The 24330-nt window shown below is 55.7% G+C and carries 22 protein-coding genes and 4 pseudogenes; 19 read left to right on the forward strand and 7 right to left on the reverse strand.

What is annotated here, in order from left to right; translation table 11 throughout:
* The first annotated feature begins 240 nt into the window (after window positions 1–240).
* Together ACSQ3H_RS31975 and otnC are read left to right on the forward strand one after the other, a co-directional pair.
* The gene (locus tag ACSQ3H_RS31975) at window positions 241–1239 is read left to right on the forward strand and encodes a LacI family DNA-binding transcriptional regulator (RefSeq protein WP_436121052.1); all 999 of its coding nucleotides are present in this window, start codon (window positions 241–243) and stop codon (window positions 1237–1239) included.
* A 16-nt stretch (window positions 1240–1255) separates the two neighbouring features.
* A complete protein-coding gene (gene otnC / locus ACSQ3H_RS31980; protein ID WP_436121053.1) occupies window positions 1256–1936 on the forward strand; it encodes a 3-oxo-tetronate 4-phosphate decarboxylase in 681 nt (226 codons plus the stop codon).
* Window positions 1937–1980: 44 nt separating this feature from the next.
* On the opposite strand, the gene ACSQ3H_RS31985 is transcribed toward otnC, so the two are convergent.
* Entirely contained in the window at window positions 1981–2130 is a 150-nt protein-coding gene (locus ACSQ3H_RS31985) for a hypothetical protein (RefSeq protein ID WP_436121054.1), read from the reverse strand.
* 145 nt (window positions 2131–2275) lie between these two features.
* Here ACSQ3H_RS31985 and ACSQ3H_RS31990 point away from each other — a divergent pair.
* The 3 genes and pseudogenes from ACSQ3H_RS31990 to ACSQ3H_RS32000 all read left to right on the forward strand — a co-directional run.
* Window positions 2276–2923: pseudogene (locus tag ACSQ3H_RS31990) on the forward strand (ROK family protein); the annotation flags it as partial.
* Between the two features lie 299 nt (window positions 2924–3222).
* The gene (locus ACSQ3H_RS31995; RefSeq protein WP_436121117.1) at window positions 3223–3738 is read left to right on the forward strand and encodes a DUF992 domain-containing protein; all 516 of its coding nucleotides are present in this window, start codon (window positions 3223–3225) and stop codon (window positions 3736–3738) included.
* Window positions 3739–3852: 114 nt separating this feature from the next.
* The gene (locus ACSQ3H_RS32000) at window positions 3853–4452 is read left to right on the forward strand and encodes a DUF922 domain-containing Zn-dependent protease (RefSeq protein WP_436121055.1); all 600 of its coding nucleotides are present in this window, start codon (window positions 3853–3855) and stop codon (window positions 4450–4452) included.
* Between the two features lie 71 nt (window positions 4453–4523).
* Here ACSQ3H_RS32000 and ACSQ3H_RS32005 read toward each other — a convergent pair whose 3' ends face one another.
* A complete protein-coding gene (locus tag ACSQ3H_RS32005; protein WP_436121056.1) occupies window positions 4524–5864 on the reverse strand; it encodes a PLP-dependent aminotransferase family protein in 1341 nt (446 codons plus the stop codon).
* Window positions 5865–5967: 103 nt separating this feature from the next.
* Between ACSQ3H_RS32005 and ACSQ3H_RS32010 the strand changes: the two genes are divergently transcribed.
* The 5 genes from ACSQ3H_RS32010 to ACSQ3H_RS32030 are packed head-to-tail and all read left to right on the forward strand — an operon-like array spanning window position 5968 to window position 10428.
* Window positions 5968–6960, forward strand: a complete 993-nt coding sequence (locus tag ACSQ3H_RS32010) for a nitrate ABC transporter substrate-binding protein (protein WP_436121057.1) — start codon at window positions 5968–5970, stop codon at window positions 6958–6960.
* A complete protein-coding gene (locus ACSQ3H_RS32015; protein WP_436121058.1) occupies window positions 6957–7745 on the forward strand; it encodes a deaminated glutathione amidase in 789 nt (262 codons plus the stop codon). The genes ACSQ3H_RS32010 and ACSQ3H_RS32015 overlap by 4 nt, the downstream gene beginning before the upstream one ends.
* 33 nt (window positions 7746–7778) lie before the next feature.
* Window positions 7779–8675, forward strand: coding sequence for an ABC transporter substrate-binding protein (locus ACSQ3H_RS32020; protein ID WP_436121059.1), 897 nt, complete (start codon window positions 7779–7781; stop codon window positions 8673–8675).
* Window positions 8672–9634, forward strand: a complete 963-nt coding sequence (locus tag ACSQ3H_RS32025; RefSeq protein WP_436121060.1) for an amino acid ABC transporter permease — start codon at window positions 8672–8674, stop codon at window positions 9632–9634. The genes ACSQ3H_RS32020 and ACSQ3H_RS32025 overlap by 4 nt, the downstream gene beginning before the upstream one ends.
* Window positions 9631–10428 carry an amino acid ABC transporter ATP-binding protein gene (locus tag ACSQ3H_RS32030; RefSeq protein ID WP_436121061.1) on the forward strand — a complete coding sequence of 266 codons (798 nt, stop codon included), beginning with the start codon at window positions 9631–9633 and terminating at the stop codon, window positions 10426–10428. The genes ACSQ3H_RS32025 and ACSQ3H_RS32030 overlap by 4 nt, the downstream gene beginning before the upstream one ends.
* Before the next feature lie 65 nt (window positions 10429–10493).
* On the opposite strand, the pseudogene ACSQ3H_RS32035 reads toward ACSQ3H_RS32030, so the two are convergent.
* A pseudogene (locus ACSQ3H_RS32035) lies at window positions 10494–10823 on the reverse strand (IS30 family transposase); the annotation flags it as partial.
* 401 nt (window positions 10824–11224) lie between these two features.
* Here ACSQ3H_RS32035 and ACSQ3H_RS32040 point away from each other — a divergent pair.
* Window positions 11225–11476: pseudogene (locus ACSQ3H_RS32040) on the forward strand (DUF4143 domain-containing protein); the annotation flags it as partial.
* Between the two features lie 398 nt (window positions 11477–11874).
* On the opposite strand, the gene ACSQ3H_RS32045 reads toward ACSQ3H_RS32040, so the two are convergent.
* On the reverse strand, window positions 11875–12576 hold the full coding sequence (locus ACSQ3H_RS32045) for a GntR family transcriptional regulator (protein WP_436121062.1): 702 nt from the start codon (window positions 12574–12576) through the stop codon (window positions 11875–11877).
* Window positions 12577–12739: 163 nt separating this feature from the next.
* Here ACSQ3H_RS32045 and ACSQ3H_RS32050 point away from each other — a divergent pair, with 163 nt between their 5' ends.
* The 8 genes from ACSQ3H_RS32050 to ACSQ3H_RS32085 all read left to right on the forward strand — a co-directional run bounded on the left by ACSQ3H_RS32050 (window position 12740) and on the right by ACSQ3H_RS32085 (window position 19193).
* Complete coding sequence (locus tag ACSQ3H_RS32050) at window positions 12740–13237, forward strand: flavin reductase family protein (RefSeq protein ID WP_436121063.1); 498 nt, start codon at window positions 12740–12742, stop codon at window positions 13235–13237.
* A gap of 26 nt (window positions 13238–13263) precedes the next feature.
* Window positions 13264–14400 (forward strand): LLM class flavin-dependent oxidoreductase, encoded by a 1137-nt coding sequence (locus tag ACSQ3H_RS32055; protein WP_436121064.1) that lies wholly within the window; start codon window positions 13264–13266, stop codon window positions 14398–14400.
* Window positions 14401–14609: 209 nt separating this feature from the next.
* Window positions 14610–15341, forward strand: coding sequence for an ABC transporter substrate-binding protein (locus ACSQ3H_RS32060; protein WP_436121065.1), 732 nt, complete (start codon window positions 14610–14612; stop codon window positions 15339–15341).
* A gap of 51 nt (window positions 15342–15392) precedes the next feature.
* Window positions 15393–16055, forward strand: coding sequence for an amino acid ABC transporter permease (locus ACSQ3H_RS32065; RefSeq protein WP_436121066.1), 663 nt, complete (start codon window positions 15393–15395; stop codon window positions 16053–16055).
* Window position 16056: 1 nt separating this feature from the next.
* Complete coding sequence (locus ACSQ3H_RS32070) at window positions 16057–16713, forward strand: amino acid ABC transporter permease (protein ID WP_436121067.1); 657 nt, start codon at window positions 16057–16059, stop codon at window positions 16711–16713.
* A complete protein-coding gene (locus ACSQ3H_RS32075) occupies window positions 16710–17483 on the forward strand; it encodes an amino acid ABC transporter ATP-binding protein (RefSeq protein WP_436121068.1) in 774 nt (257 codons plus the stop codon). The genes ACSQ3H_RS32070 and ACSQ3H_RS32075 overlap by 4 nt, the downstream gene beginning before the upstream one ends.
* A gap of 78 nt (window positions 17484–17561) precedes the next feature.
* Window positions 17562–18323 (forward strand): SDR family NAD(P)-dependent oxidoreductase, encoded by a 762-nt coding sequence (locus ACSQ3H_RS32080; protein ID WP_436121069.1) that lies wholly within the window; start codon window positions 17562–17564, stop codon window positions 18321–18323.
* A 102-nt stretch (window positions 18324–18425) separates the two neighbouring features.
* The gene (locus tag ACSQ3H_RS32085) at window positions 18426–19193 is read left to right on the forward strand and encodes an SDR family NAD(P)-dependent oxidoreductase (RefSeq protein ID WP_436121070.1); all 768 of its coding nucleotides are present in this window, start codon (window positions 18426–18428) and stop codon (window positions 19191–19193) included.
* 366 nt (window positions 19194–19559) lie between these two features.
* Here the strand turns inward: ACSQ3H_RS32085 and ACSQ3H_RS32090 are convergent, their stop codons facing one another.
* From ACSQ3H_RS32090 to ACSQ3H_RS32100, 3 genes and pseudogenes are all read right to left on the reverse strand, one after another.
* Complete coding sequence (locus tag ACSQ3H_RS32090; protein WP_436121071.1) at window positions 19560–20768, reverse strand: MFS transporter; 1209 nt, start codon at window positions 20766–20768, stop codon at window positions 19560–19562.
* A 58-nt stretch (window positions 20769–20826) separates the two neighbouring features.
* Window positions 20827–21816 carry an AraC family transcriptional regulator gene (locus tag ACSQ3H_RS32095; RefSeq protein WP_436121072.1) on the reverse strand — a complete coding sequence of 330 codons (990 nt, stop codon included), beginning with the start codon at window positions 21814–21816 and terminating at the stop codon, window positions 20827–20829.
* A gap of 1538 nt (window positions 21817–23354) precedes the next feature.
* Window positions 23355–23924, reverse strand: a pseudogene (locus ACSQ3H_RS32100) (IS6 family transposase); the annotation flags it as partial.
* Between the last annotated feature and the right edge of the window lie 406 nt (window positions 23925–24330).

Raw genomic sequence — 24330 nt, forward strand, 5'->3', positions numbered from 1 at the left:
TAGACGATCAGTTTTCGGTGCAGCTTTTAACCGGCTCGAACGGCCGACTGCGCGCCGACAAATCTCTCCAATGCGTGATAAATCATGTAATGGCAGCGCTGCCAATCACAAATTGGTAGCGCTGCCAAAAAAACTTGATTAATTGAAGTTGTGGAAGAATACGGCTGTACAATCCGCACAGCCACTATTCGTATGCCCCGCGACTGGCACGTGTGACCGAGTGAAGGTTCAAGAGGGAATATGAACTTCAAGTATCAGGCGACAGTGACGCTTGCGCAGGTAGCCGAAGCGGCCGGCGTCGGGGAAAGTACTGTTTCCCGCGTTCTGCGAAACCATGGTTCGTTTTCCGGCAAGACAAGAGATCGTGTTATGACCGCCGTCGAGCGGCTTGGCTATGTGCCAAACCGGATTGCGGGAACGCTGGCTTCCGCCGGATCTCGTCTTGTGGCTTTTGTCATACCCTCGCTTTCCAATATTGTTTTTGCCGATGTATTGAGAGGTGCGAGCGCCACGCTGGAAGAAAACCAACATCAGGCCGTTTTCGCGGTCACCGACTATGACCTGGAAAGGGAGGAGGCACTCGTCGCCTCGATGCTCGCCTGGCGGCCAGCGGCAGTAATGCTGGCAGGTTACGAACATACCGAGCGCACGATCAAGATGCTGCGAGCGGCCAATTGCCGGGTGGTAGAATTGCTCGACGTGGATGGCATCGCGCTGGATCTTGCAGTTGGCTTCTCGAACCGGGCGGCTGGTCGTGAAAGCGCTGATTTTCTGTTGAAGCGTGGTTATCGCCGGATCGGCTATGTCGGCCACGATCTGGACCGTGATACACGCGCTGGCAAGCGGTATTCCAGTTTTTGCGAGACATTGAGCGCGAATGGCGTGCCGCTTGCCGATCGGGAAATTCATATTGGAGCTTCGTCTGTGGAGAACGGGCGTTTGGCGCTGGACCAGCTGCTGGCCCGAAGCCCCGATATCGAGGCTGTCTATTTTTCAAACGACGACATGGCACTGGGCGGCTATTTCCATTGTATGGCGCGCGGGATTGCAATCCCCTCCCAGCTGGCGATTTTTGGCTACAATGGCCTCGATATCGGCAGGGTAATGCCGCAAGCCCTCTCGACGGTACGCACGCCGCGCGTCGCGACCGGACAGGTGGCGGCGCAACTCATCGTGGACAACGCACCGCCCCGAGTTGTCGATCTTGGTTTTGAGCTGATCGAAGGGGCAACTGCCTGACACCGGAGGGATTCTAATGTCTGATACGCGTCTGCGTGAGGAAATCTGCCGATACGGACGGTCCCTGTTCGAACGGGGCCTGACGCCCGGGTCGTCGGGCAACATATCGTTGCGGCTGGACGATGGCGGCTGGCTGGTGACACCGACGAACGCGTCCCTTGGCTTCCTGGACCCGGCCCGGCTCTCTCGCCTCGATGCCGCAGGGGACCTGTTGTCGGGCGATAGGCCCACCAAGGAAATTCCGCTTCACAACGCCCTTTATGAAACGCGCGGAAGTGCGCGCGCGATTGTCCATCTTCATTCGACGCATGCTGTTGCCTTGACCATGCTGCCGGAGATCGATCCGCGCGCCGCACTTCCGCCGATGACGCCCTATTATCTGATGCGCGCCGGTCAGACTGCTCTCGTGCCCTACTACCGTCCCGGCGACCCTGCCGTAGCCGATGCGATCCGCGGACTTGCGGGCAGATATTCGTCCGTGCTGCTAGCCAATCATGGGCCCGTCGTGGCCGGCGATAGTCTTGAAGCCGCAGTTTTTGCAACCGAGGAGCTGGAGGAGACGGCGAAACTCTATCTCATTCTGCGAAACCTCAATCCACGCTACCTCAGTCCGGCGCAGGTGGCGGACCTCGTCACGACCTTCGGCCTCGACCTGCCATTCCACGACGACCATGACGGCCACGATCACGGCAATTGAGCATCCGGGCTTGTCAGCCCGGGCGGCGTTCGTTCGGCGGAGAATCAGACGACCGACTTCACGCGTTCCCAGCCATTGGCGAGGTGAATGTCCAGTTCGTAGGCTAATGTCTCGGCGCCGCGGGCTTCGAGAGCTGCGATGATACGCTCATGCTCGGCGACGGCACCTGCCCATCGCTCGCATGTTGACGCCAACAGACAAACCACAACGACCACTAAGCTCGCAGGATTGTAGGTGCGTGATGCCCGCGAGAAGACGGGCAAAACTGTGCCGCCGGAACTTCGGCACTGCCGCCGCGTTCCTGTCAAGCGATAGTCGTAATTTGTACAAGGGGCAGACATGGCGAAACGCCAAGATAACTTAAAACAGGGTAACCCTGTGCCCGTTGTGCATGGTGCCTCTTCATTACCGGCAGTAACGGTAGACGGTTACAATCTGAAGCTGCGCGACAAGGACAGATTTATTGGCGATAAGGCCAGCAAATCCGCTTTCCAGCAGAAACTTGACGATTGGCGCAAACGTGTCCGAAATGGCGGCGACGATCCGCTTGGCGACACTCCAACAGAGGACCTGTCGAAGAAAGGGATCGACGCATTGCTGCAGGGCAAGGACAAGGAAGCTGCTGCGCTTGTTCTCGGCGCTGTCGATGATTTTGCCGGCGAATTTGCAGAGGTGCTTGCCCGTTTCCATCATACGGATAAAGCGGGTCTCATCCGTGCGGTACATCTCATACCTGCCTGGATGCTGGAAGGCCATCATTCCCTCATTGCGGTTGACATTGGTGGAACGAATATTCGTGCAGGCATTGTGGAAACTCGTCTCAAAGACAAGGCCGATCTCTCGAAAGCCAGAGTCTGGAAGTCGGAACCTTGGCGGCACTCCGATGACGCTCCCAAACGGGGTGCGACCGTTGAGCATCTCGTTGGGATGTTAGAACGCCTCATCACCAAAGCGCAAAAGGCCGATCTTATGCCAGTGCCGGTTATTGCAGGACGTTGATCGTTGGGGCGTGGTGACCATAGGCACAGGACTTGGCAATGCTCGTTTTACCAACAAGGCTTGACCAGATGTCCGCAGCGGAACGCGGCGTGGGATTGCGCAAAAGGGAATTGTGGAACGGCAAATCCAGTTGGCCGGATGCCTTCAAAATGTCCTAATGGGGCTGAACTGTGAGGCCGTCTGCCACTTGCGCCCTCACACATTCGTTGACCTATGCAGCTTGCTGAATTTGTCGGCCCGAACGACCGATTGCAGTGTACCGGTCAAACTATAAAAAGGAGAAAATGATGAAAAAAACTCTTGCGATGGCACTCACAGCAGCATCGTTAACGCTCGCAGGCTCTATGGCCGCCAAGGCGGCGGACATTCAGAGATACGAAGAACCGGATCTGCGCAGCGGTGTGAAGATCGGTTATCTCGATTGCACCATTGGTGGCGGTATTGGCTATGTGCTTGGCTCGGCCAAGGAAATTGAGTGCGATTTCCGCTCCAGCCTTAGCGGCGAACGTGCGGACCATTACAGCGGCGCGATCAAGAAGCTCGGTGTCGATCTTGGCTTCACGACACGCAGCCGGCTCATCTGGGCTGTGTTCGCACCGACAGCCGGCTACCATCATGGCTCGCTCGGTGGTATCTACCGCGGCGCTACGGCCGAGGCTACTGTCGGTGCCGGTATCGGCACGAATGTGCTGTTTGGCGGCACAGCAGGCTCGATCCATCTTCAGGCCATTAGCGTGACGGGCCAGATCGGTCTCAATCTTGCTGCCACGGGCACGTCGATGACCCTCGCCTCGGCGAACTGACGGTATCGTTATAGCTCCCTTCTGCCTCGGTGGAAGGGATAACATCTCTGGGACGCCGAACCTCGATGAGTGAAGGCGCCATTCTCACAATTATTGATATCAGCGGGGATTCTGGTGAAAACAGTCGTCCAACTTTCGTTGCTGGCTGCCTGTTACGCCTTGTTTCCTGAAATTGCACACGCCGAGTGGCAAGCTGTCGAAAAGGTACAGACCTACACTGTTGCAGGGAAATCCGGCGCTGAACTTTACGCATCAATCGGGGAGAGGGGACCCAGAGTTGGTGACAAGGGGAGCGCTATCGCCCATACGAATTTCCGCCTGACATGGTCGAGGAAGTACGAAAATCTAGACAATGCCTGCACACTCGTCTCGGCGCAGCCCAAACTGGTGATCACCTATACTATACCGAAGCCAGCAGGAAAGCTGCCGGACGCTGTCGCCAGGAACTGGGAGACGTTCATTGTCGGGATACGCCGTCATGAAGCGGTGCACGGCGAAATGATCCGGGAGATGGTGACGTCAATCGAGACTTCAACCGTGGGCTTGTCTGTGCCTGATGATCCCAAATGTACCAAAATCAGGACGGAGATGACGAAGCGTCTTTCCGAACTGTCTCAGACCCAACGGCAGCGCAGTCGAGATTTTGACCGAACTGAACTCAGCGAAGGCGGGAATATCCATCAGCTCATCCTCAACTTGGTGAATGGCCGGTAGGACGCGGATGCGACCGAAGCGTCAGGATCGACTAATGGTCACCTTCATACTTCGCACCGTCTGCCGCCAACTCAGAATCTTTGATCCGAAAGTCGAACTGCGAGCGCAAGCGCGTCCGCGACTTCTCCCTCTCTGTCCCGCAAAATGCTCGTGGCGACACGAATATAATTGATCGGTCGGACCGAGCATTTCTCACCCGCAAGAACGGCGATGCCGCGCGCTGCTAACGTCACCAAGGCAAATTGTTCGGACTCGACCGGAATCCACAGGACAAGCCCATCCCCGCCCGAGAGGTGAACATTGCGCTCGCCGAGGGCCCGCATCAATCCATCCCGCCGTTCTTTATAGGCGGTTCGGGCATGCTCCATGCTTTTCGCTGTCGCCTCGTCGTTGAGCAACCAGGCAACGGCAGATTGCAGGGCGCGGCTTGTCCAGCCTGCGCTGAAACTGCGGTAGGACTGGATCTGTTCTACAATGCGTGTCGAACTGGACAACACAGCGAGTCGTAAATCCGGACCAAGGCTCTTGGAATAGGAAACGATATGTATAACCCGATCGGGAAAATAATTGCCAAGGGTTGCCGGTGGCAGTGTTGAAACATCGCCGACACCGTCATCCTCAATGATAAGGGCGTCACTGTCCTTCAGAACGGCTGCAAGTTCGTCGAAGCGGGCTTCGCTTACCGCACATCCCGTGACGCAGTGGGTACGCGGTTGGAACAGGAACGCGGCAGGTTTCTTTTGCAACGCTGCCGCAAGCGAATCCGGCAGGGGGCCATCGGCATCGCATTGGACTGGAAGAATATGCGCGCCGAGATCCTCGAGAATGTCGAGGAGGCGCATGGCGGTTGGATCCTCGATTGCAATGAAAGATCCCGGCATAACCAGCGCATGTAGCAGCGCATAGACGGCGTTGTATCCGCCATTGGTAGCAAGAAAGGCCTCAGGTTTGTACGGCCAGCGTGGCTCCACTGCCGTCTGCAAATCCGGGAGAATCCGGACGCGCCGGTAGCTGTTGAGGTTTTCCGCCGAAGCACCGTGGCGGAGAGCTTCGGCGAGCGGAGGCAGCAACTCGACATCCGGTACCGCCATGGAAAGGTCGAGCACTTCGGCGCCATAATCGCCGGCACTCGCAAGCCGGGCGGGGCGGGGCGCAATCCGGTCACCGCTTACCCATGTCCCGTTACGTCCTCGGCCGGTAATGATCTTTTGCCGCCGCAGCTCGCTCCATGCTTCGGAAACGGTGGCCGGACTGATGCCAAGCGTGAAAGCCAGATCGCGGATCGCCGGCAGCTTCGTGCCGACTGGAATGGCACCTGCGCGGATGAGGGCACTGGTCTCGATGGCGATACCGCGCATCGTCCGGTCGCTCAATTTTTCGGCAAACCACTGAACCGAGGCCGTCTCGTTCATTTTTCATCCTCTTTTTAATGTTCAGTAACGTAATAGTATTTGATCAGTCAAGAATGAACATTTAGCTTCCCGCTGGAAAAATGCAAACCGGCGAGGAAATATCTTGCGTATCACTGTTCGATTGGCCGTCCGCGATTGGGATTATCTGACACCGCTGGCACTTGGCGACGTCAGCTCGGACAAACTGGATTTGAAGGTCGACCGGGTTGGCACGCTCGTTTCGAACATTGGCACCGATCCCCAGTACGATGCGGCGGAGATTTCTTTCAGCCGCTATGCCGGCGGCAGGGCAAAGGGCGAGATGGATGTGCTTGGCATTCCAAATTTCGTCATGCGCGGCTTTCGCCATCGCTGCATTATCACCGTCAAAGACAGCCCCATCACCCGTCTCGAACATTTGGCTGGCAAGAAAATTGGCGTCACTGGCTGGCGCGATTCCGGCAACACCTGGACGCGGACTGCGCTTGCCCATGCAGGTGTAGGTATCGAGGACGCATTTTGGTACGCAGGCCGTCTGACCGAGGCGCATCCGATCGTCGACCGGCTCGACGGTTTCGGACGGCCCGGTCGCATAGAGGCTGCGCCGGGCGAGCGGCCGATGATGGAACTGCTGGAAACAGGCGAGCTGGACGCAGTTTTCACGCCCTTCATGCCCGATAGCTTCTTCGGTCCCAATTCGAAATTCCGTCATGTGCTTTCCGACTTCCGCGCCGAAGAACTCGCCTATTTCCGTGAGGTTGGATACGTGCCGGGAATGCATCTGCTCGGTGTGAAAGCCTCATTCGCCGCCGATCACCGCTGGCTGGCTCAGGAGTTGAGCGATCTTCTCGATGAGTCGCAGCGGGTCTGGCAGGCGAAGCGCCGTAAATATGCTGATACGACGCCATGGATCATCGAGGAACTTGGTCACGTCGCGCGCGATCTTCCCCCAAGCTGGAACGATAGCGGCTTTGCTGCCAACGAACGCATGATCGCCGATTTTGCCGAACAACTGCATATCCAAGGACTGACACCGATGCTGCTTACGCCGACAGACCTCTTCCCGGACGAAACGGTCCAATCTTCCAAAACTGGCCGCGTGGGAGTTCCAGCATGAAGGTTGCGTTGGGACAATTCGCTGTCAGCAAGAACTGGCAGGAAAACGCCGACATATGCGTGGAGCTGATCAGGCAGGCGCAGGTGGGCAGCGCCGATCTGCTGGTTTTGCCTGAGGGCATCCTTGCCCGCGATATCACCGATCCGGACATCGTGCTGAAGACAGCGCAACCGCTTGACGGGCCATTCATGACGCAGCTTCTTGCCGAGAGCCGCCAGAGCGATCTGACCGTCATGATGTGTGTTCATGTGCCGACAGGTGGTCAGCGTGTTTTCAATAATCTCGTCACTATTCGCCGCGGTGAGATTATTTCGCAATATCTGAAGCTTCATCTCTATGACGCATTTGCTGCGAAAGAGTCGACCAATGTTCAGCCCGGGACGGTCATCCCTGAATTGATTGAAGTAGCCGGCCTGAAGCTAGGCTTGATGACCTGTTACGATTTGCGCTTTCCGGAACTTGCCCGCCGTCACGCTGTTGATGGTGCTGATGTGCTGATCCTGCCCGCGGCATGGGTGAAGGGTCCCGGCAAGGAGGCCCATTGGGACGTGCTGGTCACGGCGAGAGCCCTGGAAAACACATGTTACATCGTTGCCGTCGGTGAATGCGGTGAGCGCAATATCGGTGCCAGCATGGTCGTCGACCCGCTCGGCGTGGCCGTTGTCCGGGCCGGTGAGGCGCCGGCACTGATCTTTGCGGAGATCGATCCCAAGCGCATCAGCCACGCCCGATCGGTTCTGCCAGTCCTGGCAAACCGTCGTTTCGCACGGCCCGAACTCGCCTGACCAATTGAATTTTATCAAAAAAGGGGAATAAACATGAAACTTCTGAAACTGGTACCAGCCGCACTGCTCGTAACCTCCACGCTGGCGGGATCAGCCGTGGCACAGGAGATAGCCATTCCAAAACAGACGATCAATGAAGCCCTCAAGGCAAAATTGCCGGAGGAAATCCGCAAAGCCGGCAGCATGATCTCGGTGAATAACGGCTCTTTCCCGCCTTATGAAATCGTCACCGGCACGACCGAGATGACCGGCGCCAGTGACGATCTGACGAATGCGCTTGGCGAACTTCTCGGCGTCGAGATCAAGCACGCCACCGTCAGCGGCCTATCAGCTCTGCTCAGCGGTATCAATTCCGGACGTTACCAGTTCGCCTTTGGTCCGGTCGGCGATTTCGCTACTCGCGAGGAAGCCAATGATTTTGTCGATTATGTGCAGGAATACGTTGTATTCGCCGTTCAGAAGGGGAACCCAAAGGGCATCACCTCGCTTGATGCAGCCTGTGGTAACCGCATTGCTGTGATGGCAGCGGGTTCGGCTGAAAAGGTCATCAAGGCGCAGGCGGAGAAATGCACAAAGGATGGGAAACCGGCAATCGAGGTGCAATCGTTCACCGACCAGCCGAGCTCCATACTGGCTGTTCGCTCGAAGCGCTCCGACGCGTTCTTCTCCTCGCAGGCGCCTTTGACCTATTTCGTTCAGCAGACCAATGGCCAACTCGAACTCGCTGCGACCGGCGAGAAGAATGGTTTTGATAATCTCTTTCAAGGCGCTGTAGTCCCGAAAGGTTCGCCCCTCAGCGAAGTCTTGCGTGATGGCCTGAAAATCCTCATGGATAATGGCACCTATGCCATCATCATGAAGAAATGGGGACTTGAGAAGAACATGATCAAGGAGCCCGGTATCAATCTGGCGGGCCAGGGTGGTAAATGACCCAGAACAACCGGACAATGGCATCGCCTCCAAAGGGCGATGCAGAGGCGGCGCTGCGCGATGTCATGAACGCACACAAGCCTTTTCGAACGGATCGCTGGCTCCTGTGGGGTATCACACTTCTCATAGCGGCGAACTTCCTCTGGATTGTCGCCCATAACGAGAATTTCGGCTGGCCGACTGTCGCGCAATGGTTCACCGAAGAGACGATCCTGCGCGGGCTCTATGTCACGCTTGGACTGACCGTCGTTGCCATGGCCATCGGCGTGGTTATCGGGTTGCTCCTCGCCATTGCCCGCATGTCGAATGACCGGCTCGCCAGCACGCTGGCGGGCCTTTACATATGGTTCTTCCGCGGTACACCGCTGCTGGTGCAGCTTATATTCTGGTACAATCTTTCGACGCTTTTTCCAGAAATCTCGATCGCGATTCCGTTCGGACCAACGCTTGTCAGCTGGAACACCAATGATTTGATCACACCGATGACAGCGGCCATTGCCGGGCTTGCGCTCAATGAGGCGGCCTATATGGCCGAGATCATTCGCGGCGGGCTGCTTTCCGTCGACAAAGGCCAGATCGAAACCACAGAAGCCTTTGGTATGACCCGTGCCAGGGCGCTGTGGCGCATTATCATCCCCCAAGCTATGCGCTCTATCGTCCCGCCAACCGGCAATCAGCTGATCAGCATGATCAAGGCAACATCGCTCGTCAGTGTTATCGCAATGGCCGATCTGCTCTATTCAGTGCAGGCCGTCTACAACCGTACCTTCGAGGTCATCCCCATGCTGATGGTTGCGGTGATTTGGTATCTTTTCATCACGTCGATCCTCAATGTCGGCCAAGGCTTCATCGAGCGTTATTACGGCCGGGGCGAGCGTGGTTCCGCGGTTACAGTGAAGAAACAGGAGAAGGTTGTCGTGGCTGAGATTTCAGCCATGGCGCAGGAGGGCAGCAAATGACCGCCGCTTTATCGATGAATGTTGTTGAAGCCACTGAACCACTGGTCCAGGCACGCAATGTGCACAAGGCCTTTGGTGAAGTCGAAGTGCTCAAGGGCATCGATCTCGATGTGGCGCCGGGCGAGGTTGTCGTGGTGCTTGGACCTTCGGGCTCGGGCAAGTCAACATTCCTGCGTTGCATCAACCACCTGGAAGCCATTGACCGCGGCTCGATCGTGGTCGCTGGGGAACAGATTGGCTATTCCCTGCGCAATGGCAGGCTCAACAAATTGCCCGCGCGTGCTATCGCCGTGCAGCGGCGACAGATCGGAATGGTGTTTCAGCAGTTTAATCTCTATCCGCACATGACAGCGCTGCAGAACATCATCGAGGCGCCGATTGGCGTACACAAGCAAAGCCGCAGGCAAGCGACTGAACTGGCGATGGAACTCTTGGCCCGTGTCGGGCTAACGCACAAGGCAGATGCCTATCCGCGGCAATTGTCAGGCGGTCAGCAGCAGCGCGTGGCCATCGCCCGTGCCTTGGCCATCAAACCGAAGCTCATGCTGTTCGACGAGCCTACATCGGCGCTTGATCCCGAACTGGTGGGTGAAGTGCTCGCGACGATGCGCGACCTTGCCGATCAGGGGCTAACGATGATCGTCGTCACACACGAGATTGGCTTTGCGCGTGAGGCAGCTGACAGGGTCGTGTTCATGGACGGCGGGATTATCGTCGAGCAGGGCAGGCCAGACGATGTGCTTGGCAACCCGCAGCATTCCCGAACACGGGCTTTCCTTAGCCGCTTCATCTAGACGGTTTGCAGCATCGCGAGGCTTTTGTGAGTTCTCGCTGAAGCGCGACTTGCAATATTTTGAAGCTAACGCGCTCGCCGCCTCTGTGCGAGCAGTTTTTGACGGAAGACTTCTGCCTGCGTTTTATAGCCAAGGCATTTGCGCGGCGTTGCATTCGGCCTGTTGCAGATTTCCATTATATCACGATCGGTGATCGACAGAGGATCAACCTCTCTCGATAGCCATTTCCGCGCCCTGCCATTGGTATTTTCAACCGCGCCTTTTTGCCAGGGCGACTGCGGGTCGCAGAACCATGTCTGCGCTCCGAGCCCCGCCTGCAGGTAGGGCCAATCGGTGAACTCGGTGCCGCGATCGAAGGTGATCGAACGACGGGCGAGATGGGGCAGGGATTGCAGCACCTGGAAAGTGATCAGAAAAGAGCTTGCAGACAGTGTCTGTATTGACCTGGGCCGTTGGGCTCAGGATGTCTCCAATAAGGCTCAATTGACTCTCCAAAAGCTAACGGAGAAAGCCGATGAGGCGCTGACGTCGCTGGAGAGCCTAAGGCGTACCGAATTCAAGAATGTAGACCGCACAATAAAGTTGTCGGCAGAGGTGACAAAAATTCAGGAGCAGGTGGCACGGGCATCACGCAATGCCGACACACCGACACTCGCTGCCTTGCAGCACCTCGGTTCTAAACTGGTGGATATAAAAACGGAGTCGGTGTCGAAGTTAAATCCTTCGTCTTCGATCAGCGATCCAGAAGAGTTGGAACAGGCGGCACGCGACACTCTGCTTGAAGCGTACCGTCTCAACATTGCATCACTATCGCGACAAGGATCAGGTCGAGGTCGATATCATTCTTGAGAATGATGCGGGCGCCATTGTTGGAATCGAGGTGAAGGCCGCCGCAACCGTGTCCGCGGCAGACTTTAAGGGATTGCGAAAGATTGCCGAGATTGCGGGAGATAGCTTTCGGGTCGGCATGGTTCTCTATGATGGTGACAAGGTGCTGCCGTTTGGAGATCGTCTGTTCGCCGCTCCCCTGTCTTGCTTGTGGAACTAATCGCGTCGATCGAACGAACACCACGGCCTCGTCCCGCCCGACTTGTTCCGACCTAGTCGGAAGGAGTTCCGAGATGGACGAACTCAAATTCCGAAATAGCCGACGATTTGCGCCGGTCGCCGGCCGTAACGACCTTTAAGCCAACGGGGCATGTACGAACTTGGCTACCAGATGCTTGTACCGATACGGCGAGGTGATTGTAGAAAATTGGGCGCCAATCAAAATCGGCCCGTATCGGCATTTTCAAATGAACATTTTCTAATCACTGCCGAATTCGTACGTCATCAGCTCATGACCCGATTGCAGACATTCAACAAAGCCCGCTTCATGCGAAAGCGAACCATCCAACACGCATATACGGGAGCTGCAATTTGCTTCGCCTCAGCCAATCCATGTGGTCACGTTTTTGGTTTCGCCGCAAATGCTAGAAAGCGCTCTACTGCAACCTTGAACTTCTCATTCCAGATCGCTTCCGCTCGAGGAAGGTCGAAGTTCTCAATAGCTTCCAAGAGACCTGCGACATACTTCTTCGCGTCTTCCTCCCGGGCCGTGTACACGATGTGAGAAAGGTTGTTGAAACGCTGAATTTCGGCGTTCAGCTCCGTGAAATACTGGACCGTTTTTGGTAGGCCGCTCGCTTCCACAATTGCAGTCTGAAATTCAAGGTCGTTTGCAATCGTCTTTTCCTGGTCCGTAAGTTTGGCGAACTGAATAGCGTTCTTAGCAAGCCGTTCGAGCCGTTTTAGATCGGTCTGTTGCAGGCTTTTCCTACTTTGCAAAAGATGTCTGAGCGCTATGCCCCCAAGAGCAGAACGTATTGCATAGACTTCAAGAATATTGCTGGCTTCGAGATCGGCGACTATAGCGCCCCGGTTGGGCCTGACTTCCACCAATCCCTCGCGCGCGAGCAACCTCAGCGCTTCGCGCACAGGATGACGGGATATGCCGAGTCCGTCAGTGAGCTGCTGCTCAATCAACCTGTCTCCTGGCTTATACTGTCCGTCAATAATCGCCCGACGGATCTGCTCGGCAGCAAATTCCGCACTTTGAAGCGTCGTCATAGAAATGAGTGGTTTCTTGGATGCGGATCGTTGGTTCACTTCGCATGAGCTCCCGTCGTTTCTCTCTAAAGTTGTATGGAAAAAAACTATATGGAAAGCAAGCGAATTGCGTTGACAGATTGTAGATAATCTGCAAATTTGCAGCGACAGATTGTAGATAATCTGCAATTTTATAATGAAAAAGATGCTTTAGGATACTGTCATGAGTGTGGAAATTCAGGAATCGTTTCGACAGTCCATGAGGCGGCTTGCTTCGACTGTAAGTGTCATTTCATGCCAGAATGAGGGTGTCCGGTATGGAATTACCGTCACCGCCGTAACATCGCTCTGTTTCGAACCTCTTTCGGTGCTGACCTGCATCAATTCCACTTCGTCCATTATTATGCCGCTGCTTAAAGAGGGCAGGTTCTGCATCAATTTGCTCCAGAACTCCCAATCGGAGATTTCGCAGCGCTTCAGCGGAAAAGCAAAGGGCGAGGAGCGGTTCGAGTTCGGCGATTGGCATTCTGCGGAAGACAGTATCCCCTATTTGGCTGGTGCGCAGGCAAATCTGTTCTGCGACGTGGATCAGGTTGTTCACTACTCGACACACCGGATCGTCATCGGTCGTGTCAAAGACGCGAAATTCGAGCAGGACGTCGCTCCCCTGATCTACCAGAACGGCCGATACGCGACTTCAGTCCCGATGCAGGCCGCATAGACCGTTAGGTCTGCGATTGAAAAACCATGCAGCGCCAGATCGAAAGAGTGGTGCGACGCGAAGGAGATAAAGATATGGAACTTGGCTTATTCAGCCTAATGACGATGCGCGATCATCCAGACGGATTTCGTGGAGTGATGTCGGACACCCGGACAATGGTGGAAAGTGCGGAGGAGTTAGGCTTCGATATAGCTTGGTTTGCTGAACACCATTTCGCAAATTATTCCATTTGTCCTTCACCGCTTACGATGGCTGCTTACGCCGCCGGATGGACAAAGAAAATAAAGCTTGGGACCGGCGTCATCGTATTGCCGCTCTACAATCCGCTCCGCGTCGCGCAGGAAATTGCGTTTTTGGACCTGCAGTCAAACGGACGATCGATCGTCGGCTTAGGAACTGGATATCAGCAGTTTGAGTTTGACCGGTATGGAGTGAAGATCGATGATAAGGTCGGGATTTTCTTGGAGTACTGGGACATTATTGAGAAAGCCCTTGTAGAAGGAGCGGTGGAATATAAAGGGAAATTCATCTCGGTTCCTCAGACATCGTTTGCGATCAAGCCGCTGCAGCAACCTTTGCCCCCGCTTTACATAGCGTCCTCTCATCCAGCCATTCTGGCGCGCTTCAAGAGGTGGAACGCCGTCCCTTTCATTGCTGCAAGCACGCTTGGGTCGCCTGTTCTGTACAAGATGGCCGACGGGTTAGAGAAGAACTGGCAGTCCATTGGCGAGGATCCTGCGCAAAAGCCGCTGGGCATTATGCAGTACGTTCACATCACAGACAGCAAAGCCGAAGCACTCGAGGCCGGAGAGCGTGCACGCTACGTCGGGCGGATGGCGCATCATCTGCGGTCCGCGGAACTGCCGTTGTCAGGCGGCTTCATCAGCGATCTGCCGTATGAAGGCGAGCAGACAATCGAGCAGTATGCAGAGAATATGGTGGTGGGCGACGCTCACCTAGTGGCGCACAAAGTCATCGCTGACATTAAGAGGGTCAATCCGACCAGCTACACGTGCAATTTCCAGTTCGGATGCATGCCGCTTGAGCGGGCACAGCGGTCTCTCCTAGCGTTCAAGAAAGATGTAATTCCCCTGATAGAAAGGGAACTTGGGCCGATTTTGAAGATCGGCAGAACGAATACCGCAGCGAATGAAGCTGCTTAGCGTGAAGGAGACAAAGGCTAGAAGAACAAGATGATGGCGGCTGCGCCAAGGAGGGTTCGGCCGTTGTTCAAAACTATCAGAATACAAAAGTTAACAATAAACGAGGGATAACGAACATGTTTAGAACTTATCTGTTGGGTGCGGTCGCCGCCGCATTTACACTGGGAGCCATATCAACGGCGCAAGCGGAATCGGGTCTGGATAAGGTCATGCAGGCGAAAAAGCTTCGCTGCGGTGTGATGCTGGATTCGCCCCCTTCGGGGTTTCGCACTCCAGACAACAAACCATCTGGATTCGATGTCGTTTATTGCGAAGATATGGCAAAAGCTCTTGGCGTCGAACTCGAGATCGTTGAAACCCCTTCACCGGATCGCATTCCGGCATTGGTCTCAGACCGCATTGACGTGCTGGTTGCTTCGACGTCCAACACACCGAAGCGGGCTCTGACCGTGGCGTTCAGCCAGCCGTACATGAATTATACGACATCGGTGATCACACGCAAAAATACTGGCATCACGAAGTTTGACGATCTCAAGGGTAAAAAGCTTGGTGGTGTCACGGGTACGACTACAGAACAGCAGCTCAATAAGAGTATTGCTGAATGGAAGGATCCTGGGACCACCTACACTGGATACGCAAGTGACACCGAGGCCTTCCTCGCCCTTCAGCAGGGCAAAATAGATGCCTTGCTTCAAGCAACAGCCGTTTACGCTACGCTGGCAGCAAGCGGCCAGTTCCCGGATTTCATTTCCGCAGGAGAGGCGCCGGTTCCGCCAGATGTCGTGGCTATGGCAGTCAAACGCAACGATCAGGAGTTCCTGAACTGGGTGAAGCTCTTCGTCTGGAACCAGGTAATTTCGGGTCGCTATCAAGAGGTCTATAATCAGTTCTTCGGCGAAGGTAAGGCACCTTCGCTGACGGTACAGGGTGTAGACTATTGATCAAGTCCTGCCGGCAGATTTTTTCTGCCGGCACCAACTTGGGACGCAAAAATGTTCGGCTATCAATTTTACTGGTCCATTGTTTGGGACGCGCTGCCGCAACTACTTGCCGGTGCAATGGTCACAATCCAGATCACGGTTCTTTCCGTGGCGATCGGCGTTTTGCTCGCTATGCCCATGGCGGTCGCGAGGCAGAAGGGTTCAGGGTTGGGTTACAAGTTCGCCTCCATCTGGGTGGAGGCCTCGCGAAACACACCCATGCTTTTTCAGGTCTACATGATGTATTTCGGTTTGGGGGCTCTCGGGTTGAACATCAGCAGTTACCTTGCCGTTCTGATCGCGATTTCGTTTAACAATGCGGGGTACCTGACGGAGATTTTCCGCGGCGGACTTGCAGCCATACCGCGCCAGCAACAATCAGCGGCGAGGTCACTTGGGATGACCGGATTTCAAGGTTTCATGTATGTGATCTTCCCGCAGATGTTCCGGATCATTTTCTTCGCGTTCATCACGCAAGCTGTATGGGCGATGCTGAACACGTCACTTGGAATGCTCGTCGGACTGCGGGAACTGGCGGGAGCTGCGCAGTATGCCCAGTCCGTGTCCTTTCGCACTTTCGAATTCTTTATCGTGACGGCCGTCTTTTACTACGTCATCGCGAAAGCCATCGAACTGTCGGCTCAGTTCGTGTTCTGGCGCTTGTATAGGAACTGACATGCAATTTGTTTTGGGAAATCAGGGACTGCAATGGAGTGATGCCTACTATCTGCTTCAAGGGGCGATAAACACGTTAGTGATTACAGCAGCGGCAGGCTTATTGGGCACCTTGATCGGGATTCCATTGGGCTGGGCACGGGCTTCCTCAAAGATAGCGCGGATTCTGACAGCCCCTTTGATCGACGTCCTCCGGAGCGTGCCACTGATCATTCAACTTATCCTACTCAATAGCATCATGTCGCTCGCGGGATTAGGCATGAATGCATTCTGGCTGGGAACGATAGTCCTTGCTGCCTGGATGGCGACAGTGACATCAGAGGTTTCCCGTGCAGGATTTAGTTCGGTGCCGCCGACTTACCGCCGCAGCGCCCGCTCTCTTGGGATGAACTACATTCAGGAACTCACTTACGTGTCGGCTCCGCTCGCGTTCCGGACGGGACTAACCTCCTGGATCGGTCTGCTCTTGAGCCTGGCCAAGGATAGCGCCCTCGTAAGTGTCATCGGGTATATCGAATTCATGCGTGCCTCACAGGTTCTGATAACGCGGACCCACGAAACCTGGCTCCTCCTGGCGGGGGTGGGGCTGTTCTATTTTCTGATTTGTTATCCGGTTTCCCGCTACAGCCGCCGCTTGGAAAGGAAGGTCAGCGTATGATCGAGATCAAAGAGGTAACGAAGTCCTTCGGAGCGCTGCCTGTCTTGAAGGGTATCAGTCTCACCATCGAAAAAGGTGAACTGCTGTGTCTGATCGGGGCGAGCGGCTCCGGCAAATCCACGCTGCTGCAATGTATAAATGGACTGGAAAGCATCCAAGGCGGCGAGATTTGGGTCGACGGTACGAGCGTCCATAACCGCAAGACCAACATAAATGTACTGCGGCGCAAGCTCGGAATCGTATTTCAGCAGTACAATGCATTCCCGCATCTCACCGCGCTGCAGAACGTGGCACTCGCCCCACGCATCGTCGCCAAGCGGAGCAGGAAAGAAGCGGAGATTATCGCGCGCAAGCACCTGGCGCACGTCGGGCTCGGCGACAAAGAGAACGTGCTCCCGTCCAGCCTGTCCGGCGGTCAGCAGCAGCGTCTGGCGATCGCAAGGGCGCTGGCCATGGAACCGAAGTACATGCTTTTCGACGAGGTCACATCGGCGCTCGATCCCGAACTCGTCGGCGAAGTCCTTGAAACCATGCGTCTGCTCAAGTCGGAGGGCATGACAATGGTGGTCGTCACTCACGACATAAACTTCGTCCGCGAGTCCGCAGACCGTGTCGCCTTCCTTAGCGGAGGAGAAGTCTGCGAGATCGGCACACCACAGCAGGTTCTCGAAAATCCCCGCCATGAACTGACACAGAAGTTTCTGCGGCGGGAGAGACGTCCGGAGTCTCCTACGCCACTAACACCGTTCCCTGTCGTGCGAGTTGTATAGGCCGCCGGCTATGAACACCCGATAACGACACTGCGGAAGCGAAGACGAATTCCGCCAGTGAACTGGAGCGACACAAGTATGATTTCATTTGATCTTAAAGGACGCACCGCACTCGTGACCGGTGGTGCCACAGGCATCGGTTTTGAAACGGCCAAGCTGTTGAGCCAGTCGGGCGCACGGGTCGCAATCAACTATTTACCTGACGATCCACGGGGCAAAGAGGCTTTGGCCGAACTGAAGGCGTTGGGCTTCGACACGATAGGAGCCCCAGCGGATCTCGGAGACGCCGCACAGGCCGAGGCGATGGTTCAATATGCTGCCGAGAAGCTTGGGCGGCTTGACCTCCTTGTCAATAACGCGGGTACACCGGGTGTCCGTACACCGGTGCCAATTTCCGACCTTGATTCGATTACCGAGGAACTGTGGGCGAATCTACTGAACGTCAACCTGATGAGCGTGTTCCGCTGTTCCAAGGCTGCGGCGCCGGCACTCAAGGCCAGCAAGGGTTCGATCGTCAACACGGCGTCCATCGCCGGGTTCGGCTCCGTCGCCAGCACCATCGCCTACAGCGGGTCAAAGGCGGCCGTGATCAATCTCACCAAAAATCTCGCTCGCGCGCTGGCACCGGAAGTGCGGGTCAACGCGGTCGCCCCAGGTTCCGTTAAGAGTTCCTGGATGATCGAATGGTCAGAGGAACGCACGAAGCGCACAGTAGAACAAACACCTCTCAAGCGGTGGTGCACAACAGGCGATGTCGCGGAGCTGATCGTCTATCTCGGGTTCGGTGGAGGAATGATCACCGGGCAGACGGTGGTAATTGACGGAGGCATTTCGATCTAGTGGTCTGAAGCCAGCTTAAGACTGAAACCTACCAATAAATGCAAAACCGCTCGTAAGCGGACGGCGAAGCTTTGCGGAAATTTCCGCTGGAGGATGAGAACAATGTCGGAATTTGCCATTTATCAGAGGCTGAGAAACAAGAGTGTGCTGATTTCGGGAGGCGGGTCCGGCATTGGTGCCGCTCATGTCATGCACTTCTGCGCGCAAGGGTCGAGAGTTGCATTCATCGACTATAATCGTGAGGTATCAGAGCGGCTTGTAGAAGAGGTGGACGCCGCCGGGCACTGCACACCGACATATCTGCAGACCGATCTACGTGATGTAACCGATGTGCAGCAAAAAATTGCTGACTATGTACGGAAGAACGGTGACATCCACATTCTCCTTAACAATGCTGCCCACGATGAGCGCCATGCCATCGACGATGTGACCGTCGATTATTGGGACGAGCGCATTGCATTGAATCTGCGCCACCTGTTTTTTATCTCTCAGGCTGTCGTGCCTGGCATGCGCAGACTGAAAGGCGGTTCGATCATCAATTTCGGCTCATTCAGCTGGCGGGCCGGCTTCGGCGGAATGCCAATCTATGTGACGGCTAAAGCAGGCATCGAGGGCCTTACCCGTGGCCTGGCGCGCGATCTAGGTGTCGAAAATATACGCGTCAACTGCGTCATTCCCGGTTGGATCATGACGCAGAGACAACTCGATCTTTGGGTCGATGAAAAAGCGCAAGTGCGAATTGCAGAAATGCAGTGTCTTAAAGAACCGTTGTATCCGGCTGACATTGCCCGAATGGCGCTTTGGCTGGCCGCAGATGACAGCAGAATGTGCACCAGTCAGACATTCGTCGTCGACGGCGGATGGAGTTGACAGCTGGCCCCGAGATCGCCAAGGCCGTGCGCCGCGACCTGCGCGGCTGGATTGAACTCCTCACCGGAATGGCCTAGGAGCCGGTGAAAGCTTCGGCATTCTCGGGCGGTTTTCTTCCGCCGAAGTCGCCTGCCTGGCCAGTACGGCGGCGAGATGATGATCCTCCTCGATATCGAGAGTGAACATGTTCCGGTCAGGCGGGCCTTGCGTCGCTTCGACGATGTTATCTGTCAGATGGAGGAAGCACCGCCCACGCCCTCGACATGACGTCATCTACCGCCTTGCCGATGCGCCGAGGTCTTGCCCGCATCTGCAACTTGGCGATGACGTCTGGTTGCTCCACCTACCGCGCAGCAGGAGCAAGGATTAGCTGCGGGGCTGTAGCAGCGCCAGTACGGCTGTCGATGCGGCAAGGACGGCGGTAAGGGTCAAGGGCGCCATGGCGCCATAGGTGTCCACGACATAGCCGCCGACAACCGCGCCGATAGTGATGGCAACCTGGAAAGAGGTGACCATCAGGCTGCCCGCTGCCTCAAGCGCGTCAGGCGCCGCGCGGGACAGATTGGTCGGCAGCACCACCGGCGCCATGCCGAAGGCGAAGCCCCAAAGCGTAGCGAAGCCGAAGGCAACGCCGATATGCGCGCCCCAAAGCACCAAAGCGAGCGCCGCAAACGCCATTAACGCGGCGGTGACCGCGAGGGCCATGCGGATATTGGCGTCGGCCATGCGGCCACCGGCAATATTACCGACCACAGCGGCGATGCCAAACCCGAGCAGCGCCAGGGCAATCGGCCCGGTTGCAAGGAGCGTCACCTGTTCGAGGAAGGGGCGCACATAGACCGAGCCAGCAAAATGCCCCGTCATCAGCAAAAGGATAGCAAGCATGCCCAGTTGAATGCCACGCCGCCGTGTCAGCCGAAAGACATCCGCAAGACTGTTGCTTGTGGTTGCAGGCAAAGTCGGCAGGCTGAGCAACTGCAGCAGCATGGCAAGCGCGGCCAGCCCGGCTGTCATGGCCATGGCGCTGCGCCAGCCCAACCAGTCGCTGATCAACGCACCCATCGACGGTGCGGCAATGGTGGCGAGCGAGACGCCGAGGGTGACGATAGCCATGCCCCGACCTGTCGCATTGGCGCCAACCAGCCTCGCTACGACGGCAACTGAAAGCGCCCAGAAAGCGCTGAGGGCGATGCCCAGCCCGGCCCGACCTAACAATAATAGCCAGAAATCGGTCGCTACCGACGCAAGAATATTGGAGCCGATCGCCAAGGCGCTGAGACCAACCAGCACCGTCTTGCGGTTCAATCGGCCGATGAGAACATTGCTCAACATGGCCGTCACGGCGCCGACGGAAGCGGTGGCGGTGACGACCTGTCCGGCCGTTCCCTCGCTGATGCCGAGATCGCGCGCCATTGGCGTCAACAGACCTGCCGGCAGGAACTCGGCTGACACCAGCGCAAAGCTGGCGGCCGCCATTGAAAGCACCGCGAACCAGGTGGCCGGGCTCCACGCGGCTGGCGCAGCGGCATCAAGGTCTATCACCGCGCCATCAAGTTGTAATGTTGTGTCCGTCATTGAATATCTCCAAGGTTTGAAGATATTCATAGACGAGTCTTTTCGGATGATATGTGTCCTAAAATCCGAAATCCATGTCCGTTCGTCCGGAAATTGTGCGACGCACAACGCCAGGCGAGACATTGGTGATGCGCTTGAACGCGCGAGCGAAGGATGCCTCGGATTCATAGCCCAAGCGGGTAGCGACCTCGGCAACCGACATGCCGCTTTGCCCCAACAACTCGCGGGCAAGCTGCATACGCAGACGGGCGAGATAGCGCGCAGCGCCTTCCCCTAAAACAGCGCTGAAGCGCTCGGCGAAAATCGAGCGCGATTGGCCTGCCAGGCCGGCGAGGCTTTCGAGTGTCCAGTTATGGCCGGGGTCTCGGTGCATGGCTGCCAGGGCGCGGCCGATATGGGGATCGCGGATGGCAGCGAGCCAACCGGTGGTCGGGACTCCGGTGCAATTGACCCAGCAGCGGATGAGCCGCGCTGTGAGCAGGTCCGCCATTCGTGATAAGATGGTGGCGCTGCCCATCTGCGGTTGTGCGGCCTCAGCCGTCATAGCCGCGAGCAAGGGACTAACGATCGGGTCATTGCCGGCCACGTCGCAGCCCTTGATGATTGGCGGCATCAAAGTGATCAAGGGGTTAAGCGCACAGGCGCCCAAGGCCATGGAGCCGCAGAAAAGGGTACTGGCCGCGCCTGTTCCTTCCCGCACCACTTCGCAGACGTTGCTCCCCAACTTGGTCACCTGGCAACCCTTGAGCGAGTCGCCCACAACATCCGGCGCGCTAGCCAGCCGATGGGCGACGCCTTGCGGCAGCAGCACCAGGTCGCCATCGTGCAACTCCTGCCAGCCTTGCGCTTCGGTATGAATCCAGCATGGACCCTGGCTGACAAAGTGAAAACGAAGCAGCGGTTGTTGCGGAAAGGCAATGCTCCATGGATGTCGGAGCTCGCAGCGGCCATAGTTGACGCCACTCAAGCGAAAGTCTTGTAGGACTTCGCTTAGCGCATCCATCGGGATATGTGGCGGTGAAGACGGTCGGGACGAATGGTCAAGCATTTAGCCAATATAGATGCCGAACGTCCGGCAGGCAAGTAGAGACTGTTATTCTACCCAACCGCCTTTCCAGCCACTTTCAGCGCGAAGGCATCGTATGCCAGTTCGGCGGACTCTCAAGAGGCCGCTGCTGTTGATTTCTACAAGAAATTGACCCACTTTGCCATTCAGCGCTGACCACCAACTCTATTAGAAGCTTAATATTTATCTTCGTTTTATCTCGATCAACTATGGTCAATCGCAGATGGAAAAATGGGTCAATTGGTGGCGCAACTCAACAATCGGCTGGCAAATGGTGTGCCAACGGCCATTTGATCAGCATGACCTCAATAGATAAATCGCTACCGGCGAACTGACCGACAAATTCAGGTTCCTGAAACGCCAATAAAAGTACCTTTTGCAGAAATCATCCGTCCGGGCATAGGTCATCTATGATGTTACTTCCCGAAAAATCCGTGTTCACAGCAATTTAAGAGAGCTGCATGACCGCGCGCAAAAAGGGTATAGCGGGCCGCCTGTTCGAATCCTTTCGAGTTGATCATCGTAGATTGTTGATTCTAAAAGAACCGATTAGCGATTTCGGAATTTTTGTCTCCAATCGGAAATACCCAAAATCGGCTCTTATCGGGCTTCCGATTGCGTGCACTCCGCTTTTCTATGGCTTAATCCAACGACTGTCTTCTGTGACGTTTTTCGGTGAACGGCATCATTTTAGGCTATCGCGGCACCCTAAACCGAAGCATAGGCTTCGCGGTGAACTGATCCATGTTCGATTGACGGTAAACTGACAGAGGGAATAGATGCGCAATCACGCAATAACGGTCACAACTTGCCTCGCAATCGGTCTTGTCGGATGCGCCTCCGGACCCGAGTTGCAGAAATCTCTCGATATTGAGATGGCAGCAAGACGAGAAGACTTGAAAAGGCCTGGGGTCAAAGCCTATCAGATCGGCGAGTGCTCAAGTTGGTTAGGGGGAATGACATCCGAAGTTCGCACTGCCTGGAGCAAGCTGACGGGAATACCACCCGCTTCGATGCCAAGGATTTTTTGCGAGCGGTATGTCAACGGGATTGTGTCGGGTAGGTTGGGTTATAACGATGTTCGAGCTCTTACTAGCGGGGAGTACACGCCGCAGTCGATAAAAGTTCTTAAGGGCGGTTGAAGTACATCTGACTCTCGCCGCACAAATATGCCCGCAGCGCCATGGGACATCGTCGAGGGCAACGACACATACGGGGCGTGTGCTACACGAGGATATCACCCTGCTGGACGGGTGTGGTCAACCCCGGGTTACGAGCACAAGGTTTGCCGCAGGAAACGCTACGTGCCACGAAATACTGACTTGATGCCGGCCGCAGGCTGGCCAAATGATCGGCCATCTTGCATGGCGCGACCGTTCCGCCTGCGGCCCTTCAACTGTTAAATGCGATCGATCAATTAAGCGTGGCGCGGGATTCTGAAACTGTTGAAGGTGATAGGATGATTTAAGGAACCCTAGTCCCGCATATCCCCACCCGCGGTTGCGGTCCCGCCGGTCCGCTTGCAAGCTGCCTACGGATCGAAATCCCTGTCGCATTCGTTCCCGCTTTCGAAACGGTACATGGGAGTTCTCAGCGCGATTGTTCAAACCTTTGTGAGAGCGATGCTCGACGTCTGGAATGACCTGACGCCTTGCTGCGCCATAGGAGCGCAACTTGTCGGTGATTATCCGCTTCGGCGCCATGCCCTGCTTCTTCATCAGACGTGTCAGTAATCGTTTGGCAGCCTTGGTATTCCTGCGGTTCTGGACAATCTCGTCGAGCACAAAGCCGTCCTGGTCAACCGCCCGCCACAGCCAGCATCGCTTGCCATTAATGCGCACCGCGACTTCATCAAGGTGCCAGACATCATTGGTGGAAGGTGGCTTTCGGCGAATGCGCCGGGCATGGCCGGGGCCATGTTTTCTGCCCCATCGGCGAATGGTCTCATAGGAGACAGCGATCCCGCGTTCCAGCAGCATTTCTTCAACGTGGCGCAGGCTGAGCGGAAACCGGTAATAGAGCCAGACCGCACGGGCGATAATCTCTGGCGGCAAACGGTGGTTCTTGTAATTGGCAATGGGCTGGCGCATGCCCATGATCAATATCGATTATTCGTTAAGCCAAAAACAAGGTGACAGCGCCGTTCAACATCCTGGCGGCATGAAATGGGCTGAATAACGCCGCCTCGCGAATTGCGTCAAAGTTTATGACGGAACCTGGTCATGTACCTCTACAAATGATACGTTACTTTGCTCTTTATGAAAAATATTTGGTTATATGAAATTGCGCCACACTATTATGTTCTTTAGTCGCAACATTTACCAGTTATACAATTTCTACACTAGAACAATGCGCGCTGGACATACGGTGAGAAATGAAATGCGGGAGTCTCTCCGACTTTTGTTTGAAACCATAACTATTTAGACGTACTTTTTCCTAGAGTTACCTATTGGATGTTACAATAATAATTTACCAAGCGGATTGACATTATTATCT

Source organism: Phyllobacterium sp. LjRoot231 (assembly GCF_964253365.1).
Taxonomy (GTDB): domain Bacteria; phylum Pseudomonadota; class Alphaproteobacteria; order Rhizobiales; family Rhizobiaceae; genus Phyllobacterium.

What these genes read in the sequence shown, in the direction of transcription:
- ACSQ3H_RS32095 (WP_436121072.1), bottom strand. Translation starts at nt 21,816, where the DNA reads ATGCTTGACCATTCGTCCCGACCGTCTTCACCGCCACATATCCCGATG.
- ACSQ3H_RS32030 (WP_436121061.1), top strand. Translation starts at nt 9,631, where the DNA reads ATGACCGCCGCTTTATCGATGAATGTTGTTGAAGCCACTGAACCACTG.
- ACSQ3H_RS32065 (WP_436121066.1), top strand. Translation starts at nt 15,393, where the DNA reads ATGTTCGGCTATCAATTTTACTGGTCCATTGTTTGGGACGCGCTGCCG.
- ACSQ3H_RS32015 (WP_436121058.1), top strand. Translation starts at nt 6,957, where the DNA reads ATGAAGGTTGCGTTGGGACAATTCGCTGTCAGCAAGAACTGGCAGGAA.
- ACSQ3H_RS32005 (WP_436121056.1), bottom strand. Translation starts at nt 5,864, where the DNA reads ATGAACGAGACGGCCTCGGTTCAGTGGTTTGCCGAAAAATTGAGCGAC.
- ACSQ3H_RS32070 (WP_436121067.1), top strand. Translation starts at nt 16,057, where the DNA reads ATGCAATTTGTTTTGGGAAATCAGGGACTGCAATGGAGTGATGCCTAC.
- ACSQ3H_RS31975 (WP_436121052.1), top strand. Translation starts at nt 241, where the DNA reads ATGAACTTCAAGTATCAGGCGACAGTGACGCTTGCGCAGGTAGCCGAA.
- otnC (WP_436121053.1), top strand. Translation starts at nt 1,256, where the DNA reads ATGTCTGATACGCGTCTGCGTGAGGAAATCTGCCGATACGGACGGTCC.
- ACSQ3H_RS31995 (WP_436121117.1), top strand. Translation starts at nt 3,223, where the DNA reads ATGAAAAAAACTCTTGCGATGGCACTCACAGCAGCATCGTTAACGCTC.
- ACSQ3H_RS32085 (WP_436121070.1), top strand. Translation starts at nt 18,426, where the DNA reads ATGTCGGAATTTGCCATTTATCAGAGGCTGAGAAACAAGAGTGTGCTG.
- ACSQ3H_RS32075 (WP_436121068.1), top strand. Translation starts at nt 16,710, where the DNA reads ATGATCGAGATCAAAGAGGTAACGAAGTCCTTCGGAGCGCTGCCTGTC.
- ACSQ3H_RS32025 (WP_436121060.1), top strand. Translation starts at nt 8,672, where the DNA reads ATGACCCAGAACAACCGGACAATGGCATCGCCTCCAAAGGGCGATGCA.
- ACSQ3H_RS32020 (WP_436121059.1), top strand. Translation starts at nt 7,779, where the DNA reads ATGAAACTTCTGAAACTGGTACCAGCCGCACTGCTCGTAACCTCCACG.
- ACSQ3H_RS32060 (WP_436121065.1), top strand. Translation starts at nt 14,610, where the DNA reads ATGCAGGCGAAAAAGCTTCGCTGCGGTGTGATGCTGGATTCGCCCCCT.
- ACSQ3H_RS32055 (WP_436121064.1), top strand. Translation starts at nt 13,264, where the DNA reads ATGCAGCGCCAGATCGAAAGAGTGGTGCGACGCGAAGGAGATAAAGAT.
- ACSQ3H_RS32080 (WP_436121069.1), top strand. Translation starts at nt 17,562, where the DNA reads ATGATTTCATTTGATCTTAAAGGACGCACCGCACTCGTGACCGGTGGT.
- ACSQ3H_RS32050 (WP_436121063.1), top strand. Translation starts at nt 12,740, where the DNA reads ATGAGTGTGGAAATTCAGGAATCGTTTCGACAGTCCATGAGGCGGCTT.
- ACSQ3H_RS32090 (WP_436121071.1), bottom strand. Translation starts at nt 20,768, where the DNA reads ATGACGGACACAACATTACAACTTGATGGCGCGGTGATAGACCTTGAT.